At 60.6% G+C, this 21173-nt stretch carries 17 protein-coding genes and 2 tRNA genes; 12 read left to right on the forward strand and 7 right to left on the reverse strand.

Annotated features, from left to right (window positions below):
- The first annotated feature begins 389 nt into the window (after positions 1-389).
- Together D0550_RS19885 and D0550_RS19890 are read left to right on the forward strand one after the other, a co-directional pair.
- Positions 390-1064: a lasso peptide biosynthesis B2 protein gene (locus tag D0550_RS19885; protein WP_161965942.1), complete on the forward strand. Its 675-nt coding sequence runs from the start codon at positions 390-392 to the stop codon at positions 1062-1064.
- Between the two features lie 6 nt (positions 1065-1070).
- Positions 1071-2921 carry an asparagine synthase-related protein gene (locus tag D0550_RS19890; protein ID WP_116810934.1) on the forward strand — a complete coding sequence of 617 codons (1851 nt, stop codon included), beginning with the start codon at positions 1071-1073 and terminating at the stop codon, positions 2919-2921.
- A 24-nt stretch (positions 2922-2945) separates the two neighbouring features.
- On the opposite strand, the gene D0550_RS19895 is transcribed toward D0550_RS19890, so the two are convergent.
- Genes D0550_RS19895 through D0550_RS19905 form a run of 3 tightly spaced genes read right to left on the reverse strand, consistent with a single transcriptional unit; the run spans position 2946 to position 7205 of the window.
- Entirely contained in the window at positions 2946-5681 is a 2736-nt protein-coding gene (locus D0550_RS19895; protein WP_116810935.1) for a TonB-dependent receptor, read from the reverse strand.
- Positions 5620-6630 carry a FecR family protein gene (locus D0550_RS19900; RefSeq protein WP_116810936.1) on the reverse strand — a complete coding sequence of 337 codons (1011 nt, stop codon included), beginning with the start codon at positions 6628-6630 and terminating at the stop codon, positions 5620-5622. The genes D0550_RS19895 and D0550_RS19900 overlap by 62 nt, the downstream gene beginning before the upstream one ends.
- A complete protein-coding gene (locus D0550_RS19905; protein ID WP_116810937.1) occupies positions 6630-7205 on the reverse strand; it encodes an RNA polymerase sigma factor in 576 nt (191 codons plus the stop codon). Before D0550_RS19905 ends, D0550_RS19900 begins: the two co-directional genes overlap by 1 nt.
- 367 nt (positions 7206-7572) lie before the next feature.
- Here D0550_RS19905 and D0550_RS19910 point away from each other — a divergent pair, with 367 nt between their 5' ends.
- Positions 7573-7953 carry a hypothetical protein gene (locus tag D0550_RS19910; protein WP_116810938.1) on the forward strand — a complete coding sequence of 127 codons (381 nt, stop codon included), beginning with the start codon at positions 7573-7575 and terminating at the stop codon, positions 7951-7953.
- A 59-nt stretch (positions 7954-8012) separates the two neighbouring features.
- Positions 8013-9572 (forward strand): hypothetical protein, encoded by a 1560-nt coding sequence (locus D0550_RS19915; RefSeq protein WP_153067239.1) that lies wholly within the window; start codon positions 8013-8015, stop codon positions 9570-9572.
- A 188-nt stretch (positions 9573-9760) separates the two neighbouring features.
- Here D0550_RS19915 and D0550_RS19920 read toward each other — a convergent pair.
- Positions 9761-9835, reverse strand: a tRNA-Val gene (locus D0550_RS19920).
- A 76-nt stretch (positions 9836-9911) separates the two neighbouring features.
- Complete coding sequence (uvrB, locus tag D0550_RS19925; RefSeq protein ID WP_116810987.1) at positions 9912-11948, reverse strand: excinuclease ABC subunit UvrB; 2037 nt, start codon at positions 11946-11948, stop codon at positions 9912-9914.
- Between the two features lie 183 nt (positions 11949-12131).
- Here uvrB and D0550_RS19930 point away from each other — a divergent pair, with 183 nt between their 5' ends.
- From D0550_RS19930 to D0550_RS19945, 4 genes are all read left to right on the forward strand, one after another.
- Positions 12132-13328 (forward strand): pyridoxal phosphate-dependent aminotransferase, encoded by a 1197-nt coding sequence (locus tag D0550_RS19930; RefSeq protein WP_116810940.1) that lies wholly within the window; start codon positions 12132-12134, stop codon positions 13326-13328.
- A gap of 53 nt (positions 13329-13381) precedes the next feature.
- Entirely contained in the window at positions 13382-13807 is a 426-nt protein-coding gene (locus tag D0550_RS19935; RefSeq protein WP_116810941.1) for a nuclear transport factor 2 family protein, read from the forward strand.
- Positions 13804-14253 carry a MerR family transcriptional regulator gene (locus tag D0550_RS19940; protein ID WP_116810942.1) on the forward strand — a complete coding sequence of 150 codons (450 nt, stop codon included), beginning with the start codon at positions 13804-13806 and terminating at the stop codon, positions 14251-14253. The genes D0550_RS19935 and D0550_RS19940 overlap by 4 nt, the downstream gene beginning before the upstream one ends.
- 153 nt (positions 14254-14406) lie before the next feature.
- Positions 14407-14481 (forward strand) — tRNA-Asn (locus D0550_RS19945).
- Positions 14482-14562: 81 nt separating this feature from the next.
- Here D0550_RS19945 and D0550_RS19950 read toward each other — a convergent pair.
- Positions 14563-15063, reverse strand: coding sequence for a hypothetical protein (locus tag D0550_RS19950; protein WP_116810943.1), 501 nt, complete (start codon positions 15061-15063; stop codon positions 14563-14565).
- Between the two features lie 163 nt (positions 15064-15226).
- Here D0550_RS19950 and D0550_RS19955 point away from each other — a divergent pair, with 163 nt between their 5' ends.
- The 3 genes from D0550_RS19955 to D0550_RS19965 all read left to right on the forward strand — a co-directional run bounded on the left by D0550_RS19955 (position 15227) and on the right by D0550_RS19965 (position 19107).
- The gene (locus tag D0550_RS19955; RefSeq protein WP_116810944.1) at positions 15227-16198 is read left to right on the forward strand and encodes a hydrogen peroxide-inducible genes activator; all 972 of its coding nucleotides are present in this window, start codon (positions 15227-15229) and stop codon (positions 16196-16198) included.
- 4 nt (positions 16199-16202) lie between these two features.
- Positions 16203-17693: a tryptophan halogenase family protein gene (locus D0550_RS19960; RefSeq protein ID WP_116810945.1), complete on the forward strand. Its 1491-nt coding sequence runs from the start codon at positions 16203-16205 to the stop codon at positions 17691-17693.
- Between the two features lie 127 nt (positions 17694-17820).
- The gene (locus D0550_RS19965; protein WP_116810946.1) at positions 17821-19107 is read left to right on the forward strand and encodes a cation:proton antiporter; all 1287 of its coding nucleotides are present in this window, start codon (positions 17821-17823) and stop codon (positions 19105-19107) included.
- Here D0550_RS19965 and D0550_RS19970 read toward each other — a convergent pair.
- Complete coding sequence (locus tag D0550_RS19970; RefSeq protein ID WP_153067240.1) at positions 19047-19553, reverse strand: hypothetical protein; 507 nt, start codon at positions 19551-19553, stop codon at positions 19047-19049. The genes D0550_RS19965 and D0550_RS19970 overlap by 61 nt on opposite strands.
- 402 nt (positions 19554-19955) lie before the next feature.
- Here D0550_RS19970 and D0550_RS19975 point away from each other — a divergent pair, with 402 nt between their 5' ends.
- Entirely contained in the window at positions 19956-21164 is a 1209-nt protein-coding gene (locus tag D0550_RS19975) for an RtcB family protein (RefSeq protein WP_116810948.1), read from the forward strand.
- Positions 21165-21173 lie beyond the last annotated feature (9 nt).

Genomic DNA, 21173 nt, shown 5'->3' on the forward strand with positions numbered 1-21173 from the left:
AAGGACGGGGCAATCGCTGTTTGAAATAAGCTCCGCGACGGACTCGGCTGCTCGTTCGGCGCCAGAAGTCTGAGCTACAGACATTCTCTAACCGCCGTGCATCATCTCCAGCCATCCCCTCCGATTGCTCTCTCCACCGCTTTGACAGCGACAACTCACAGGCTCACGCTGCATCCGCAGCCACCCGAGGAACCGCAACACAGCGAGGAGACCCCCATGATCATCGAGCTGGGCAAGGCCACTGAGGAAACCAAAAAGTTCTACGGACACATTGATTTTTTCTTCGACGAGCAGCCGTGAATCTTGCGTAGGGCGCAGCGGCGAGGCGCGCGCATTTCCCGAGGTCAGCGGGACGAGCCATGGGCACGTATCTCCGAGACGGCGTTCACATGTCCCTCGTCGACGATGGTGCAATCTTTCTCGATCTTTCTGGCAATGCCTATCTGGGCATCGATGCTGCAACCAGGGACGCGCTGAGGACGTCCCTGGTGGGACTGGATGAGAGCGCTGACAGATCTACCAAGAGCTCGACGGCTGATCTGCCGATTGCACTGGCAGCGCTCGTGCGCAGGGGTCTGATCACCGACTCCGCCTCTCTGGGGCGACCATTCTCTCGCCCGTGCGTACGCTTGACTCACGCACTCCCCTTCGGCACGGGACGACGCGAGACTCGCATCAGCATGGCGCAGGCGATGCGGTTCGTGATTGCACTCACGCGTGCATCGATCATGATTCGTCGGGGTCAACTCTCGAGGTTGACTGCCCATGTGAGGGCGCTGAAGGCTCGACTGTCGACCTCTGGCATCACCGAGGCGCAAGACGTCGTGGCACTGGTGCATGTCGTGCGTCGACTGTCCGTGCTCTGCTATACCCCCAAGAATGCCTGTCTGCTCGACTCGGCGATCCTTGCCGAGTTGCTCATCGAACAGGGTCATGCGGTCACCTTGGTTTTCGGTGTGCGAACGAAACCCTTCCTGGCCCATGCGTGGGTGCAAATGGACACGTGCGTTCTGAACGACTCTCTCGAGCACGCCCAGACGCTTACCCCGATCCTGGCGATCTGAGCTTCGATGGTTCGGTTCCTGGCCATCGTAGCGAACCATCTTTACCAGCAAAGCATGCAATGGGCGTCGAGCCTCCATCAACGGATGAAGGATGCTGCCGCTTGGGAGGCCCTGACCGATCATGGCGGCCTGACCGTCTATGTTCACCGGACATGCGATTCCTCACGGCAGTCCATCGCTCTTTATCAAAACGCGGGCGTCATCCTCGGCACCCTATTCAAGCGATCCACAGACGTGTCCGACTCTGAACGTCGATGGATGATCGAAGCGCGGCAGACGATGGACATCCTTCGCACCAACGGTCGTTCCCTCCTCCAGACGGACTGGGGTTCTTACCTGCTGTTTCTTCGGTGCCCTGAGGAACACACGATTCGGGTACTTCGGGGCCCCGCCGGAACCCTCCCCTGCTATTACCTCACGTACCACCGATGTGTCGTCCTCGTCTCTCATACGGCCGATCTGCTCTGGCTGTGTCCGGATTCGTTATCAATCAACTGGGATTCCATACGAGCGCAAGCCGCGGCCGGCGACTACTTGACGCACGAGACGGGACTGCGCGAAGTCGCGGCCGTCTTGAGTGGAGAGTGCTTGGCTATTCATGATGGGAAGGTCACTCATCATTCTTATTGGAATCCCTGCACCCTCTGCACCGATCCCGTTCCCGATCTTGCTGACGCCGCTGCCCTATTGCGCCGCGAGACGCGACGATGCGTAAGCGCTTGGGCATCGTTGCACGAATCGGTCTTGCTTTTGTTGTCCGGGGGCTTGGACTCCTCCATTGTCCTGTCATGCCTGCGTACCGCGTCGACTCGTACGCGAGTAATCGCCGTTAATTTTTATTCCGAAGGGGCCGGTGATGAACGCCGGTTTGCGCGCAGCATGGCGGAGAGAACGAGCACCGAACTGCAGGAGATTCCGAGTCAGCTCAGCATCGACCTGCGAGACTTCCTGCATTGTTCGTTAACGCCGAGCCCGGTGCTGAACTTTACCGCCTTCGATGTGGAGCCGACCATGCAGAGAATGGCCCGCAGGCACAACGCGACGGCCATCCTTACCGGAGAGACTGGTGACGACGTGTTTGGCCACGCACCCGCGCCGGAGGCGCTCTCGGAGCTTCTCCAGCACTCCGCCCAAATGCTCCGATTCTTCTCAGCCGCAATGGATTATGCGGAGCTCACCCGCATTTCCGTCTGGCGTGCCATGCAACTGGCGTATCGATCCCTGAAATGGTCGCGTCGCATCGGCGTCTGGAGCGTGTATCGACATCGAAACCTCGTGGGGCAATCCCACGAGGACTCGCTCGCCTCTCAAGAAGCCCTCCGCGCGTACGAAGCCATGATTCCTCGATACACGCACCCATGGTTCAAGGCAGCTGAGCGAATGCCGCTCGGCAAGGCAATGCTGATCTACAGCATCATCAAGATCACCTCATCGATGACTCATTCCCCGTTCTGCGAAACGGACGGAGTACCCATGATGACTCCGCTCGCGAGCCAGCCCTTGCTCGAAGCGGCACTGCGAATACCAAGCCATACACACTTTTCGGGGGCAGAAAACGGTGCGGTGGCTCGTGCTGCCTTCCGCGCTGACCTGTCCCCGCAGGTACTGAACCGGGGAACTGGCAAGGGCACGCCAGCCGCGTGGGCTCGAAGCTTGCTTGATCACAACGCGACCGTCCTTGGCGACTTGCTCCTGGAAGGCTTGCTGGTCCAACAGGGCGTTCTGGATCGAAGCAAGATCCAGAGCCTGCTATCGAAAGAAGTGAGCCGGACGCGTGTTGGCATGGCGGAGTTGATCAGACAGATCTATATGGAGATCTGGCTACGACGGTGGGCCCGGGCAGGCGCCCGACTTTAACCCCCTCGGCGAATGAGCCTTCGCTTACCAGCGTTTGACGACGTCGATGGCAATCAGCCGACCAAGTGCATCTGCATTCGCGGTGTCGTAGTTGGCACCGCGCGTCGCGGTAGAGCCAGCAAGATAGGGCGGCGGCTCGTTGAAAAGATTCGTGATCGACAGGCTCACCGTCACGTCATCGACCGCTCGCCCCCCAGCCTTGGCAAACGTATAGCTTATTTGTGCATCGACCGTGGCATATGGATCCACGCGTGAGTCCACCCCTGCGTAGGTGTTGGTGTACTCATCGATGAAGTTCATCGCAAGCACGGCACTCCAGCGCTCGCCATTGTACGCGCCGCTGGCTCTCAGCTTCGGCCCTGCGGGATTTCCTGTGGTTCCGACCAAGTCCATCGATCGGGCGCCGGGTGCGAGGACCATTTTCAATGCGTGGATGTAGTTGGCCTCCAGCATCAGGTCGATCTCGCCCGCCCCCACTTCTTTGAAATAGTGCACGCCAATATCGATGCCACTGGTGTGAACGACCGCGCTATTCGCCAGTCGGGCGTCGAATAGGTATTGGGCAAGATCCTGCGGATTCAGCCCGAATGCCCCGCCCTCGAACTTGGGCCCGGGTCCGGTTTTATCGACGTACACCAGCCGTCCACCGGTTTCGCGAGTTAGTGACGTCTGCAGTTCGGCCGCGCTGGCGTATCGTTTGATGAAACTCTGCAAGTCTGGATTTGACAGCGCATTCGCATCCAAGGGAGGTCTCACGATGCGTTTGGTATATGCGATTGCATAGTACGTGGCATCGAACCTCCACCCTTGCATGCTTACGGGACGAAGCGTCATGCCGGCGGTCCAGTGACGCGCCCTCTCTGGTCGAAGCGCCCTCGGGCCGGTCAGGAAGGCGACCGGGACATTCTCTCGTCCGTCAACGCTCTTGAACGAGTAGATCGAGACCAATGCATCTGTGTCCCGAGCGGTGCTCATGAGCTCGAAACCGGTTGTCGGGGGTCGAAACGAATGACTGTACGACCCGCGGACTTCAAGCCCCGAGGTCGGCATCCATGACACCCCAAATTTGGGATTGAAGTTGGAGCCAACGTCCGAATACGCGTCATACCGGCCCGCCAATGACACACTGACGTCGCCGCCGCCAATCCGGTTGGTCGTGCCGATCAACGGCAGACGCAGGTCCAGATACGCGGAATCGACAGAGCGCGCCACATCTTGACGTGCAGCTAACGGCTTCCGTAACGCACGGATGTAGGATTCCGAACGATGCTCGGCTCCCAACGCGAGCCGAATCGCGCCTGCAGGCAAGCTTCCCACGGTTCCGGTCGCAGAGGCGCCCGTGCTCCACTGGGCTTGCCTCAAGTGCTGCACTTCAGACCGGCCGATATCTTCTGTTGACGCCCCGGGCGGAAAGTAGAAGAAGCTGAAGTCGGTGTCCTCGCGGCTCAGATGCCCATTGAGCGCAATGTCCCACCCCTGAATGCCCTCGTAGTGAACACCCGCGGAAGCATCCGTCCGGTCGATCCGCAACGGAAACTCCAAGCGTCCCGGCATCAAGGAACCCACCGCAAACCGCTCTACATGCGCCTGCTGGATGTCGGCCTTGATCGTCACCGACTCTTCAACCTGGTGTCGGCCCGCAAGATGAAGCGCCAGATGTTCATTGCTTGGATAAATCGTCTCTGGTGATGTCACGTTACTCGTGCGCGAGCGCTCATCGGCACTCAGTCGGGATTGATTCAGATAGCTCGCGATGGCCAGGAGGCTACCACGCTCCCATTTTGTGCCGAACGTATGCGAGCCACTCAGCTCCGCTCGTCCCGAGGGTGCAGTGAATCCGTATCGCAGATGGGACTCGCTCCCCTTGAAATCCTGTTTCAAAATGAAATTCACGACGCCCGCGATCGCATCGGCCCCATATAGTGCCGAGGCGCCATCGGCGAACACCTCGACGCGCTCGATCGTATCGAGGGGGATGAGTGACATATCGGTGATGGCGCCTTTGCCAGAGGGTGCCACGCGATGGCCATTGACCAGCGTCAACGTCGCCCGAGCCCCTAATCCTCGCACGTTGGCGCCGGTACCAAACGTGATGTTGTTGGACGCGCCGGCGGCCCCGCTCATTCTGACATCCGCGGACTCCCCGCCCGCGCCTCGCGCAAGCTGCGGAAGTGCCTGCAGGATCTGCTCGGTCGTCGTGTATCCGCTTTGGCGGATTTCAACCTCATCCATTGTCCTCGGGCTCGGGCCTATTGGAGACGCACCCCGGATGTGCGTTCCCGTCACGGTAATCCGTTCCACGAACTCATTCTTGCCGTTTCCCCTTCCAACCAGCAGCGGTCTTCTGAGAGGCCCTTCACGCGAGGACTTCGGACGCTTCCGCTCGCTCTTCGATTCGATCGCCACTGTCCGCGCATCCACGAACGAGTACGTCAACCTCGACCCCTCCAACACGCGCCCCAACGCCTCCGTGGGTGTGAATTCCCCGATCACTTCGGGGGCTCGCCCCAGTGTCATGGGCTCGATCGCCCATACGTATTGCAATCCGGACTGCACCGCCCATGCAGCGATCGCCTCCGCGAGAGGCTGGGACGGCAAGTAGAATGATCTCTTCAGTAACGCATCCGAAGCCGCCGGCGAGGCCGCCGCCAACAGCACCCCCAGCGCAACGAAGGCCAGCCATGATCTGGCGATTTGCTTACTGATTGCGCTCGCGGATGATGATTTCATTGGCGTCGTAGACGAACTCCAGGCTTTCATCGCGGGCCAGATAGTTGATCAATGACTGTGGGTCGCTATCTCTGAAGGAGATCGAGAAGCGACGCTCGCGCAGTGTCTGGCCTTCAATTCTCAATTTCATCGCCATGTTGTGTCGATTGAACTCCTCCGCGATCGCGGCAAGCGACTGATAGTTGAACACCAAGCGCGGACGCCACTCGGTCGCGGCTGCTACATCGAAGCGCTTCAGCGGCGCAGCCCGGCCGCTTTGGTCCAGTACGAGCGAGAAACCGGCGGTGACCTTGGGTATCGACTTGAAGCCCGCTGGATCGCTGAGCGCTTTTACCAAGACGAAGCGTGGCTTTGCCTGCACGACGCCGTTGATGACGCTCATGACGGTCTGATCCTGCTCCATACGCACATCGAACTGTGTGCCGAGCGCTTCGAAAATCATCTTCCGCGCATGCACTCGAAACGGCCGGCGCGGATCATGGCGGACGTCAAAGATGCCCTCGCCCTCCTCCAGGTAGACGTCACGACTCCCCCGAGAGAATGCGACCCGCATGACAGACTGAGCATTGAGATCGACTTCAGATTTGTCATCGAGTTTGATGAATCTCGGCTCATACGTAGCCGTATAGGTTGTCTCGACGCGCTGCCGGTCGATGAGTGCGAGTGACGCAACACTCAGCAACACGATACTCGCGGCAAAGCTCGCCCCCCAGATGCGTCGGCGCTTCGCTCGTTCGTCCTGCCTGGCTTGCTCCATCAACTGATCGATATCGATGGCGCACGTCCCGAGAAACTCCTGAAGACAATTGTCGACCTCTTGCGCGAGGCAAAACTCCTTGATGTTGCGAGGCGACGCTTCAATCCACCGTGTGAACGCGGCAAGGCGCTGCGGGGTCTGCTGGTCCTCCAAGACTCGGAACCAGTAAGCCGCCTGCTCGGCCGCCGACCCGGTACACAGCTTGGACTCATCCGTAGTCATCAACGTTCCTCCGAGAACAAGTAACTCCTCAATAGAGCTCGAGCGCGCTGTATGCGCTTCTTGACGCCTTCCTCGGATATCTTCAGCGCCGCGCCAATAGCTGCGTAACTCAGTCCTTCGTGCGCAAACAGCAGCAGCGGAACGGAGAATAGTGGCGGTAATCGGCTCATCGCGATTTCGGTACGTCGCAAGCTGTCCGAGTGCTGATGGCGCTCTGCTATGTCCTCGGCGGGCCATAGTTCACTGTTGGCAACCTCCGTGTCATCCATCAACTGCTCGATGTCGTCGGTCAACACGATGTGGGTTCGATCCTTGGCGCGCCGTTTATAGAAGTCCACGATTTCGCCATTCGCCACGTTCAACAGAAAACGCCGTGGATTGTCAGTGATCACAATTTCGCTATTTCCTTCGAGAACTCTCACCACGGTGGACTGTCTGAGGTCCTCCACATCGTGCCGACTCTCGACCCGATGAGAAATGTGCGCGTAAAGAGCCGTCCAATATTGCTCTCGGGCGAGCCTGGCCAGCTCCGGGCGCGAAAATCTTGTTCTCGTCGTGTTGGATCCATCGACCATTGATACCCTCGACTAGCGCTGTCTTCCGTCGATAGACCGGGCCGCCACGATGAATCGCCTAGTGGTAAGGCAAGAGCACGTCATTGAGGTAGTCTTCGGAAATTTTTTTGTCCCCGAATGCTCGCGAAATCTGGCATAGGGGCTGAGGGATCACGTGCATGGCCAGGGATGGCTCTCCGCAGACATTCGACCGCGTGCACCACAGATGTCAAAAAATGCATTAACAACACCACACCCAGATTCGACTCGACACCCGATGTGTGACATCGATCGCTCAGGACTCAACCGCGCTCACAGCGATACGATGTGAGATCTGCCGACCCAACGAGCCGACGTCTCGTTCAACGCCCAAGGTTTGCAAACCAGTATGTTTCAGACGGCCGAACTGATGTCGATGCCGTGGCAGACGCTCGTGTCCCTCATACAGCAGGACTCAGGGCTCACCGGAGCAATCCACGGTCGGTTTCCGGAAAGCACCACTCATCTTGGGTTCGATGAATTCACACCCGCATGGGTACGTGCATACGCTCCACAGATACTGCGCGCCATCGGGCGGCTGAAGGATGTCCAGCATTGGACGTGGTCCGAGGCGACCGTGGCGGGGATGGCGATCGATCGAATCGTGTCCGATCTACTGCAGTACCTCGAACTTCCGCCAACACGGACGCTCGCAGGTGCGGCGCTCGTCATCATTCTGGTGAAGGGATTGCAGGACAATCGAACCGAGGACCGTGACAGACAGTCGTAATGGTCCATTTGGATCTCGTTTCGCTCGCTTTACAGATCGACCTCACGCTCGAGGAGCTCTTGCAAGCCAATCTGTATAGTAAGCACGCGTGCCGAGACTCCAAAAGATTCGGGCTCCTGCGTCAGATCGCGCACGAGCGCGCGCATTTGGTGTCTTTCCTGGGCTCGGACCTGGCGAAAGTTCATCGCAGCATCCTGGATCTTCAGCTGAAGTTGGCGCAGTGCATACTTTGGGAAGTCCACCGATCGCGCCTCATCGAAAAGGTGACGGTCCCCATCGTGGACTCGCGGGGCCGGATGTTTCCTAATGCGTTGTCACCGCATCCGAAGCTCAAGGTGGGGGTGGCGGCCGCGCGCTATCGCGAGCTGGATGCACTCAATCAGTTCCTGGTGGGATACGCGCCGGATTGTGAGTGGAAGGCCCTGCTGCGCGCATACGGAGACCTGATCAGCGTTGCGAATGGCTCGCACGCATCTGAGCCCACACCAGCCTGCCATCAGTTCTGTGAGATCGGCAGCCCGGACCGCCCCCTGGAAACGTTTTGCTTCATGAGCGAGCACCATTACTCGTTGATCGCGCCACAGATCTGCAATGCATTGGAAGAGCCTTCCTGCTCGGTGCCCATCCTTCCGAAAATTCAGGTCCACGATGTTCCGGGATCCGAATCGCCGATGCTGCTCTCGTCTCGAAGTGTGCTCGAAGGCGTCGCCGTGATCAGTGAACTGATGAGCATGCGTGAACACGACTCCGCATGGACGTTTAGCGCACGGATGCGCATGCCAGTCACCTATCGCTCGGCGCTCGTCTACTGCCTCCACTGCATCAATCACGTGAGTGGCAGACGCTACTCCCAGGAGCACCTCTTCTCCGGGGCTTTGCCCGATTGGGTGCCGCTCACGATGGGTGCAATGCTGGATCTTGCTCTGCAGATCGAGGCGCCCGAGTCCCTCTTCGGGAACCATACTGCTCTGATCGAGAAGTGCCCTGCCTGGCGTCTTTTACTCGTCGGCGCCAATCTCAAAGCCCGAGAGATCCCATTGCTCAATCCTGGAGCGACCTTCGATGGTCCGGAGATCCGAGCCTGGCTGCGAAACGCCGCTAACAAAATGGGGTGCCACTCACAGCAGAAGCCTCGTACAGCGCACTTACCTTGGCCGAGAATGGAAATTACTGGCCCTGAGGTCTTTGCGCACTTGACGCTGGCGGCGGCGACGGTACGCGATCGACACTCACTGCTGTATCTCACTGGACGCGCGGAGCTGGCCCCCGGGGATTGGCTAGACTTCACCGCCTGCGAGACTCGCGATTGCCAACAGATCTTCTTCGGTGAGGATCATGTGCAAGCCAGACGCGACTTCCTCGGCGCCCAAGAAGCGCGACACTATTCGGTGCCGGCGCTCGTGTTCGGTCGTCATTGGGACCGATGCTGGCAGCGTCGCCGCGTGCAGACGCCGCAGAACCACAGCGCTTATATCGGGCGGCAGTTGAGTGACGCGCTGGAATGGGGGGCAGCGCCATTCGCAACGTCGCCGGCAACGAAGCCCGCCTTTCGCGACGAACAAATCTTGGTTCGCGAGGAGTTCAACCACGTTCTGGGAGGCGGCAGGGCACGGGAGTGAGGCCAGCTGCGCCTGATGATCGGAGCGACTTGCGTCAAAGCACCGTCGCGCGCCCGGAGCGCGTGTCGCGCGTGGTCCTCTCTACCCGGCACAGTCGCCGGGGAGGCAGCAGCGATCAGCAGGTTGCTGGCGACCTTGCACTGGAAGTGCGGGTGAAGTCGCAAGTCATTGAAGAAGCGGGAGAAAGTTGGTGCGCGCGACAGGGATCGAACCTGTGACCCCTACCATGTCAAGGTAGTGCTCTACCGCTGAGCTACGCGCGCATCCGGGCGGATCGAAAGGGGCCGGAAGGATAGCGGCGAGTTGTGATGGTGGCAAGCAACACCGCGTCGATTTTTTTCAGCCCGCCTTCGAAGTCGCCAGCCCCAAGCTCGACTTGCGCAGATTCGTGATCTGGTCGCGCAGCTTCGCCGCCTCCTCGAACTCCAAGTTGCGCGCGTGCTTGAGCATCTCCGCTTCCAGCTTCTTGATCCGGCGCATGACCTGATCGGGCGTGAGGTTCGAGTAATCGGGCGTCGTCTCCGCGATCTTGCGCACCGGGCCGCGATTCGCCTCCGAATACGCGCCTTCCAGAATGTCGGCCACGGCCTTCTTGATGCCACGAGGCGTAATGCCGTGCGCAGCGTTGTACTCCAGCTGCTTGTTGCGGCGGCGGGTGGTCTCATCCAGCGCCTTCTTCATCGAGCCAGTGATCCTGTCGGCGTACAGGATCGCTTTGCCGTTCAGATGGCGCGCCGCGCGACCGATGGTCTGAATGAGCGAGTTCTCCGAGCGCAGGAACCCTTCCTTGTCCGCATCGAGAATGGCGACGAGCGACACCTCGGGCATGTCGAGACCTTCGCGCAGCAGGTTGATGCCGACCAGCACGTCGAACTTGCCTAAGCGCAGATCGCGGATGATCTCCATGCGCTCGACCGTGTCGATGTCCGAGTGCAGATAGCGCACCTTCACACCGTGCTCATCGAGATACTCGGTGAGATCTTCGGCCATGCGCTTGGTCAGCGTCGTGATCAACGTGCGCTCGTCGTTGGCGGTGCGCAGCTTGATCTCCGACAACACATCGTCGACCTGCGTGCGCACCGGGCGGATTTCGACTTCTGGATCGACGAGCCCGGTCGGACGCACCAACTGCTCGACGACCTCACCGCCGGAATGCTCGAGCTCATATCGACCCGGCGTCGCCGAGACGAAGATGGCCTGCGGCGACAGCCCCTCCCACTCCTCGAATCGCAGCGGTCGATTGTCGAGCGCCGAGGGCAAGCGAAAGCCGTATTCCACCAGCGTTTCCTTGCGCGAGCGGTCGCCCTTGAACATCGCCCCGAGCTGAGGAATGGTTTGGTGACTTTCGTCGACGACCAGCAGCGCATCCTGCGGCAAATAGTCGAACAAGCATGGCGGTGGCTCGCCGGGCTCGCGACCGGAGAGGAAGCGCGAATAGTTTTCGATGCCGTTGCAGTAGCCGAGCTCGCGGATCATCTCGATATCGAAGCGCGTGCGCTGCTCCAAACGCTGAGCTTCGAGCAGCTTGCCGGCGTCCTTCAGGTGGATGAGTCGATCGTGCAGCTCATCGCGAATGTGATCCACCGCCTGCACCAGGCGCTCACGCGGCGTCACGTAGTGCGTGCCCGGGAACACGGTGTAGCGCGGGATCTGGCGCTTGATCTCGCCCGTCAGCGGATCGAACACCTGCAGCGAGTCGATCTCATCGTCGAACAATTCGACGCGCACCGCCTCGCGCTCGGATTCGGCCGGGAAGATGTCGATCACATCGCCGCGCACACGATAGGTACCTTGCGTCAGATCGAGCTCGTTGCGCTTGTATTGCATGTCGGTCAAGCGACGCAGGATCGCGCGCTGATCGATGTGCTCGCCACGAGACAGGTGCAACACCATCGACAAATAGGTCTCAGGGGCACCCAGGCCGTAGATCGCCGAGACCGTCGCGACGATGATCGCATCGCGCCGCTCCAAAATTGCCTTGGTCGCCGACAGACGCATCTGCTCGATGTGCTCGTTGATGGACGAATCCTTCTCGATATACGTATCGGAGGACGGCACATACGCTTCGGGCTGGAAGTAGTCGTAATACGAGACGAAATACTCCACCGCATTGTCGGGGAAGAATTCCTTGAACTCCCCGTACAGCTGCGCCGCGAGCGTCTTGTTATGCGCCAGCACCAAGGTAGGCCGCTGGATCTGCTGGATCACGTTCGCGATCGTGAAGGTCTTGCCCGAGCCGGTGACGCCGAGCAGCGTCTGGTGCGCCAGACCCGCCTCGATGCCTTCGATCAGCTTGGCGATCGCCGTGGGCTGATCGCCCGAGGGCTTGAAGCCGCCCTTCAGCTGAAACGGGGTCTGAGCGGGCTTGTCGGTCATGGTTTGCAGCGAGCGAGGTGCAACTGGCATAGAGATGAGCAGACGTAGGGCTCGAATGGCGCATTTCCAGTACGGGAACGGGCCTTTCGTATAGAGCCGGGGGGCGAATCACTCTACAATCGCACGAAAACGTCCCGACGGTTGTCAGGGATTTTCCGTTTTTTCAGGTCACTCGGTGTCGCCGTGAGTCTACCAGTTTCCAAGCGCGTCCAACGTGTGAAGCCCTCCCCGACCGTGGCCCTCACCGGGCGGGTCGCGCAGCTGAAGGCCGAAGGCAAGGACATCATCAGCCTGGGCGTCGGCGAGCCGGATTTCGACACGCCGCTGCACATCGCCGACGCGGGCGTCGAGGCCATCCGCAAGGGCTTCACGCGCTACACGCCAGTCGAAGGCGTCGCCGAGCTGAAAGACGCGATCATCGCGAAGTTCAAGCGCGAGAACGGGCTCGAGTACAAGCGCAATCAGATCCTGGTTTCCAACGGCGCGAAGCAGACCATCTTCAATCTGATCCTCGCGGTCGTCGATCCGGGTGATGAAGTGGTCGTGCCGGCGCCCTACTGGGTGTCTTATCCGGACATGGTGCTGCTCGCCGATGGCATTCCGGTCATGCCCTATGCCGGGCCCGAGCAGGGCTACAAGCTCACCGCGGCGCAGCTCGAAGCTGCGATCACGCCGAAGACGCGTCTATTCATCCTCAACAGCCCGAGCAATCCGACCGGCGCTGCGTACTCCGCGGCCGAGCTGCGCGCGTTGGGCGATGTGCTCGTCAAACATCCGCAGGTCATCATCTGCACCGATGACATGTACGAGCACATCTACTGGGGCAAGGAGCCGTTCGTCAGCCTCGCGCAGGTGTGCCCCGAGCTGTACGACCGCGTCGTGACGACCAACGGCGTGTCGAAGGCGTACGCGATGACGGGCTGGCGCATCGGCTATTGCGGCGGTCCGATCGAATTGGTCACCGCCATGTCGACGATTCAGAGCCAGAGCACCTCGAATCCTTCGTCGATCGCGCAGAAGGCGGCGATCACCGCACTGAACGGCGATCAGAACTGCGTGCGCGAGATGAACAAGTCCTTCAAGCAGCGCCACGACTTCGTCGTCGCCGGCTTGAACAAACTGCCCGGCGTCACTTGCCTCGAAGGCGCCGGCACGTTCTACGCGTTCGCTCACGTGGAAAAAGCGATGCAGATCGTCGGTGCGAAGGACGACAACTCGTTCGCCGAGCACCTGCTCGTCCATGGCGGCGTGGCCGTCGTGCCAGGCAGCGGCTTCGGCGCGCCCAATCACATGCGCCTGTCGTTCGCGACCAGCATGAAGAACCTCGAAGAGTCGCTCAAGCGCATGGAGAAGACGCTCCGGGCCGCGCAAGCCGCTTGATCTAGAGCGCGCTCTAGCCGTTAGAACGAGGTCGCAACCTAAGGAGGCGACCCATGACGAGCGTTACAGAGAGCAATCGAGCCATCGTCACCGGCATCATGGAGGCGCTATCGCGCGGTGAGCGCCAGCCCTTCGCCGATGCCATGGCGGATGACTTCACCTGGCACATGATCGGTACAACCGCGTGGTCGGGCACCTTCGTTGGCAAAGCCGAGGTGCGGCAGCGACTGATCGTGCCGTTGTTCACCCAGTTTGGTAGCCGATACACGAACACGCCCAAGCGCATCCTCTCCGATGGCGAGTTCGTCATGGTGGAAAGTCGCGGCGACGTGACGACCAAGACCGGCAAGCCCTACTGCAATACCTACTGCATGGTCATCCGCATGCGTGACGGCAAACTGGTGGAGCTGACCGAGTATCTCGACACCGAACTGGTGACCTCTGCGCTTCAGCCGCCCGTCCGGACCCAAAGCGCATGAGCCCAAGCCGCGCGCGCTTTCACATCGGCCGGCTCGCTCGCGAGACCGGCCGCAGCGTGCACACGATTCGCTGGTACGAGAAGCAGGGCTTGATGCCGGGCGTGACGCGCGATCCCGGCGGCCGGCGCGTCTACATCACGCAGCACATCGGCTGGTTGCTGTTCCTCGATCGCCTGCGTTACGCCGGGATGACAGTGCGCGATATGCGTCGCTACGCGAGCCTCGCGGCCCAGGGCAAGAAGACCATTCGCCAACGACTGGAACTGCTCGAAGCGCACCATGCCCGCACGGCGGCGCATATCGCCGAGCTTCAGGCCGCGCTGCGCTTCGTCGAGCGCAAGCAGGCCTACTACCTGAAGTGGCTGGCCGATGATCGCCGGCCCGGCGACTTCGATCTGGGCGAACGCCCAACCCCGCGGCGCTCGGCCCGTGCGGCGGCTCCGTAAGGCTCTGTCAGCCAAAGACCACCCCACTCAAACGCACCGCGGCACAACCGAAAAGAAAGTCAACTCAAAAAGTTGCGACCCAAATCGCTTCGATTCCTTGACAGGGCCGCGGCGCATTAGCAAAATTCGCGGCCTTCGATTTGACCCACCTGTTCCCCGGTAGCTCAGTGGTAGAGCGACGGACTGTTAATCCGTTGGTCGCCTGTTCGAATCAGGCCCGGGGAGCCACCTCCTGATCCAAGGAGGTCCAGGCAAGTCCACCAAACGCCACAACCTGGCAGTACCCCAGAAACCAAGGGTACGGCACCTCTATCTTCGAACACCCGCCTTCTGCTCGATGGCGCGTACGCCGAGGAAAGCCCAAGGAAACTGCGGCCCGCTTCCGATTTCAATGCCCACATATGAAGCCTTCCCAGGCTTCCATTGAAATACTCTGGCGCTCGCCTCGTCGCGGATTGAATAGTCCTGACCCAATACCAGGGCCGTACCATAAAGCACCTCTTCACGATCCGAGTATCTGAAGTGGAGTACGGCCCGAGTGAGTGCGTTCTCCTTGGAGAAAATGAAATGCACTAGCGGTACTGGGATATCCAGCGCCAGCACTCTGAAGTCGCCGGGCACCGAATACACAATTTCACCGCCGCGTTCCCCGCCGTTCGGCCAGCTGGCGCCTCCGGGGTACATTACCTGCACCTGGTCCAGGGTAGTTCCCCATCTTGCTCCCAGCACGCCGGTAGAGAAATGCGCATCGACATCCGCTGATGCAGTTGTCGCCCACAGCATGAGCACTGCAAACACAACTTTGATCATGACGAGAGCCCCTTAGCCTGAAGTCCAAGAAGATGTCGCTGTCGGTCCTGACATTGCCGAGTTATGAATGTCCTCGCGCAGGACACGATCTTGTCGCCTGCAAAGTCGAAGCAGGATAGAGAGATTCCCGTAGACACGCGGCTCGCCTACACTCGCCTCAACCATGACGCTCACCGAACTGCGTTACATCGTCGCCCTGGGGCAGGAACAGCACTTTGGCCGCGCGGCCGAGCGCTGCAATGTCAGTCAGCCGACCCTGAGCATCGCGGTGAAAAAGCTCGAGGACGAGCTCGGGGTGAGTTTGTTTGAGCGCGCCAAGCAAGGCGTCCTGGTCACTCCGCTGGGTGCACGGATCATCGCGATGGCAAGTGCCGTGCTGGAGCGGACGGCGGAGATCAAGGACGTCGCGGCCGGCGATGCCAATCAGCTGCAAGGCGCCCTCGCCCTTGGAACACTCCCCACCGTCGGGCCCTATCTGCTGCCGCAGTTCATTCCGTTGCTGCGAGAAATGGCGGCCGGCATGCCGCTGTTCGTCGAAGAGGCCGCCCAGCAAACATTGGCGGTAAAGCTGCGCAACGGCGATCTGGATGTGTTGTTGATCACCGGGCCATTCAGCGAACCGGACATCGTCACGCAACCGCTGTTCGACGAGCCGCTCAACGTGCTGCTGCCGGCTCGGCATCGCCTGGCCAGCAAGGCAAGCATCGACGTAAGCGATCTGGATCCCGCCGAAGTGTTGCTCCTGGATGAAGGACACAGCTTCCGCGAACAGGTGCTGGCGGCATTTCCACAGCTTCGCCCCACGGATGCCGAGCCCAACCTGCGCGGTTCGATGAGGGGCAGCACGTTTGAAACATTGCGCCACATGGTGGCTTCCGGCCTGGGCGTGACCATCCTGCCGCAGGCGGCCGCGCATGCCCCGCTCTACTCGCCCGATATATTGGTGACGAAGCCTTTTACAGAACCGGCGCCCAAGCGCACGCTGGTGCTGGCCTGGCGGGTGAGCTACCCCCGGCACAAGGCCATCGACGTGCTCCGAAGGGCAATTCAGGCCAGCAGCGCCGCTTATTGGAATTACAATACGGCCCGCGAGCCGGCGACGCCCGGCGTCATGATCGAAAACCGGGACTGGTAGACGGATGCAACCGTTGTCCAAAATCGTCGTGGTGGGAGGCGGCACGTCGGGCTGGCTGGCTGCGGCCATGCTTCGTCATCACCTCAAGCGCGAGCTGTGCGAGATCCAGCTGATCGAATCCGAAGACATCGGCACGATCGGCGTCGGCGAATCCACCGTGCCGCCGTTCGTCGGCTTGATTCAACGCTTGGGCATCGATGAGCAGGCGTTCATTCGCGCCACCGACGCCACCTACAAGCTCGGCATTCAATTCGTCGGCTGGCAGCAGCGCACCGACACCTACTTCCATCCCTTCGGCGTCATCGGCAAACCGATCGGCACGCACGACTTCTACCAATGCTGGCTGAAGGCGCGAACCCAGGGCGACAGCTCCGCCCTGCAGGATTTCTCACCCTGCAACGTCATGGCAGGAAGCGGCCGTTTCTTTCCACCTTCCCGAGCGCGCAATACCCCGATTGGCGGTGCGAACTACGCGTTTCATGTCGATGCGAACCTGGCCGCCCAATATCTGCGCCGCTACAGCGAAGAGCGCGGCGTCAAGCGCACCGAGGGCCTCGTCACTGACGTTCGCCGACGAGACGATGGCTTCATCGATCACATCGTGCTCGCCGATGGCACGACGATCCACGGTGATTTCTTCATCGACTGCTCCGGCTCGCGCGCACTGCTGATGGGCAAGGCGCTGGGCGTCGAGTCGATCGACTGGTCGCAGTATTTGTTGTGCGATCGCGCCGTCGCGGTCAGAACGGAAAACAGCGGCTCGCTCGTTCCGTATACCCGCGCCACCGCGCAGAAGTCGGGATGGATGTGGCGCATTCCACTGCAATCGCGCGTCGGTCAGGGCTATGTGTATTCCAGCCAGTTCTGCAGCGACGCGGACGCAAGATCAACGCTCTTGCGACATCTGGACAGCGCCTGCGTGGATGAGCCGCGAGTCATTCCTTTCACGACCGGCCATCGTCGCGAGTTCTGGAAGCACAACTGCCTGTCGATTGGTCTTGCCGGTGGGTTCATCGAGCCGCTGGAAGCCACCGCCATTCACCTGATGGCGCGTGGCATCGATTTCTTCCTGCGCTACTTCCCCAATCGGGCATGCGATCCAGCCCTGGCGCGCGAGTACAACCGTCGGATGACGGCTGACTACGAGGAAGTGCGCGACTTCATCGTGCTTCATTACAGCGCAACCAGCCGCGAGGACTCATCGTTCTGGCAGGCGTGCCAGCAGCTGCCCTTGCCAGATTCCCTGCGCGAGCGCATCGAGCTGTTCAAGAGTCAGGGCGCCATGCGCGACGGCACGGATGAGCTGTTTCGTGCATCGAGCTGGCAGTCCGTGTTCGAAGGCATGGGCATTCGCCCGCGCGCCTACTCGCCCCGCGTCGACAACATCGACTACGCACACATCGAAGCGACCCTACGCACGGCGAAGGCCGCCATCGCCGGCATGGTCGAGCATTTGCCGACGCACGAGCAGTTCCTGGCCGGCCAGATCGGTTGACCTGCGCTGCCATAGCGAGAATTAATCGACCCTCGATTGAGCGCCACGGCAGCGCTCTATATAACCCCGACCGAACAGGGACGCCGCGTCTGGCTCAGGCGCCCATCAAAACGATGACGGGACTCTCATGTCGGTCGCAAAGCTGTCGATTGCCTTCTTTTTACAGATGTTCGTCATCCTGGCGACCTGTCGCGTGGTCGGCTGGATCGGCCGCCGCTACCTGAAACAACCGCAGGTGGTCGGCGAGATGATCGCTGGCGTCATCCTCGGCCCGTCGCTGTTCGGGCTGTTCCTGCCCGAGATCCAGAAGGCGGTCTTTCCCGCTGAGACCAAGGGCGTGTTGTACGTCGGCGCACAGCTCGGTGTGGGCCTTTACATGTTCCTGGTCGGGCTCGGTTTCCGAAGCGATCACTTCCGCCACAATCTTCGCAAGGCCGCAGCGGTCTCGATCTCCGGCATGGCAGCCCCCTTCCTGATCGCCATCATCGGCACGCCCTGGCTGCTGACCGTGCCGGGCTTGTTCGCCGAGAACGCGACACGCTTCGATGCCACGTTGTTCATGGGTGCCGCCATTGCGATCACGGCGTTTCCGATGCTCGCTCGAATCATTCATGAGCGCGGACTCAGTCACACATCCCTGGGCACGTTGTCGCTGTCGGCCGGGGCGATCGATGACGCGGCCGCCTGGTGCGTGCTGGCGATCGTGCTAGCGAGTTTCGGAGCGGGCGCAGGTGTTGCGATCATGGCCATCGTCGGCGGCGTCGTGTTTGCCGCCTTCATGCTGCTGATTGCACCAAAGCTGCTGGCGCCGCTTGGCCGCATGGCCGAGCGCGAACAAGCGCTCACTCAAACGCTGAGCCCGACCTTGCTGTCGATCGTGCTGATGCTCTTCATGCTGTCGGCCTATACCGCCGACTTCATCGGCTTGCACGCGGTGTTCGGCGGCTTCCTGCTTGGCACTGTCATGCCTCGCGGTGCCCTGGCCGACAATCTGCGACGGCTGCTCGAGCCGTTCACGGTCGTGCTGTTGCTGCCGATGTTCTTCACCTACTCCGGCCTCAACACGCAGCTGGCCATGGTCAACAACGTCGAGCTGCTGCTGATCGGGGTTGCGATCCTCGCCGCATCCATCCTTGCGAAGTTTGGTGCGTGCTGGGCGGCGGCGCGCCTCTCCGGTCAAGACAACAGCACGGCGCTTGGCATCGGCGCGCTCATGAATGCGCGCGGCCTGATGGAGCTCATCATCATCAACATCGGCTTGCAGGCCGGCGTCATTGGCCCGGCACTGTTTTCCATCCTGGTGCTCATGGCCATCGTCACGACCTTGATGGCATCACCGCTGTTCGAATACGTCTACGGCCGCGAGGCGCGCGCCCGCGGCGAGTTGGACGGTCTACAAAATCCCGCCAACTGACGCGGCAGGTTTCGCGAGCGCAGACCAGCAGCGGTCTGCGCCAGATCGATGGGCGAAGGCAGGTCCGTTCCTGCCGAATACACGATCGTACGACGCGCCCGCAGGGCGCCGTCCAATATCGTCACGAAGTGCTCGTGCGGGTTCACGTGCCAATCGCCGGGCAGCAAGTCGTCCACCTCTTGCGATGAAATGAATCGCCCGCCGACTTGCGACACCCAGCTGCGACGATTGCTCCCGCCCGCACCGATCACGCGCAGGTCCAGCCGCTCGAGATCCTCGCACAGACAGGAGATCCAGCGATCCGCCTCGAAGCCGTGGGAAGCAAAGTCCTCCGGATGCGAGAACAGCATCGACCAGCGCCCGCCCAACCACCGGTGCAAACGTTCCGTTGCAGACAACGCGATCAGATTGATGGCATCGACTCCATAGTCACGGTTGACTGACATTTGCAGCATCGCTCCTCCAGCTCATCCGCTTCTGCAGTGGCGTTCAGGATGCGCCCAGCGGGATCTGATGTCAGTCGGATAGCGGTTATGTAACGGTCATCATTCGGGCCGTCAGGTAACGCCGCTTGCTCGTGTCAGCAATCTTCCATAGATATTGACACGACGCCGATGACGAGTATGATCCGCGCCCCCAGCAAAACACTGGATCCCTTGGAGTCGGACATGCTTGCATCCTCAAATCTTGAAACGAATATGAACAACGCGCGTTGATCCGCAAGATGACTTGCGGAGCACGCCTGCTCCCCAAGTCAGGTGCGAAGCTTACGACTCCGCTCAAACCCCTGGCCGGGAAACCGACCAGGGGTTTTTGTTTGGGCCGCTGGTCTCATAGGGAAATTAGTTATGCCAGTACAAATTACATTGAATAAGGGCCGAGTCCCGGTGAAGGTCTTCACCCAGGACATCGAGCACGACGCCATCCAGCAGCTGCTCAATGTGGCGCAGCTGCCCATCGTTCACGGCCATGTCGCCGCCATGCCTGATGTGCATCATGGCATCGGCGCCACCGTGGGCAGCGTGATCCCGACCAAGCAGGCCATCATTCCTGCCGCCGTGGGTGTCGATATCGGCTGCGGTATGAATGCCGTTCGTCTGACGCTGCACGCAAAGGATCTGCCGGAGAGCCTCGCGAAGCTGCGCAGCGCCGTGGAAGCACGCGTGCCCGTCGGCTTCAACCAGCACGACTCGGACAAGGTTCGTGGCAGCTCGCATGCACGACAAGGCCGCGTGCTCGATGATCGACTCGATAAGATCGTCGGCAAGCATCCTGGCGTGATGAAGATGCAACGCCGCTTCGCTCAAACCTGGGTGTGCCAGCTGGGCTCGCTCGGCGGTGGCAATCACTTCATCGAGCTGTGCCTGGATGAGGAACAGCGCGTGTGGGTGATGTTGCATTCCGGCTCGCGCGGTATCGGCAACGTGTTCGGGCGCTACTTCATCGAAGCTGCGCGCAAGGACATGCGTCGTCATCAGGTGAACCTGCCGGACCGCGACCTCGCCTACTTCAGCGAAGGCTCCGATCTGTTCGACGACTACGTCGAGGCCGTCGACTGGGCGCAGGACTACGCGCTATTGAATCGCAGCATGATGATGAAGCTGGTGCTGGATGCACTGGCGCCGCATCTGCCGCCGTTCAAGACCGATGGCGAGGCGATCAACTGCCACCACAACTACGTGGCGGTGGAACATCACTTCGGCGAGAAGCTGTTCATCACTCGTAAGGGCGCGATCAGCGCGCAGGAAGGCCAGCTCGGCATCATCCCGGGCAGCATGGGCGCGAAGTCGTACATCGTGCGCGGCAAGGGCAATCCCGAGTCGTTCTGCTCCTGCTCGCATGGCGCGGGGCGTCGCATGAGTCGCACGGAGGCGAAGCGTCGCTTCAACCGTTTCGATCTGGCCAAGCAGACCGAAGGGGTGGAGTGTCGCAAGGACGGCGGCGTGATCGATGAGATCCCGGCGGCCTACAAGGACATCGACGTGGTGATGGCCAACCAGACCGATCTGGTCGAGATCGTGCACACGTTGAAGCAGGTGATGTGCATCAAGGGCTAGGAAGATGGC

The sequence above is a fragment of the Steroidobacter cummioxidans genome (genome assembly GCF_003104955.1).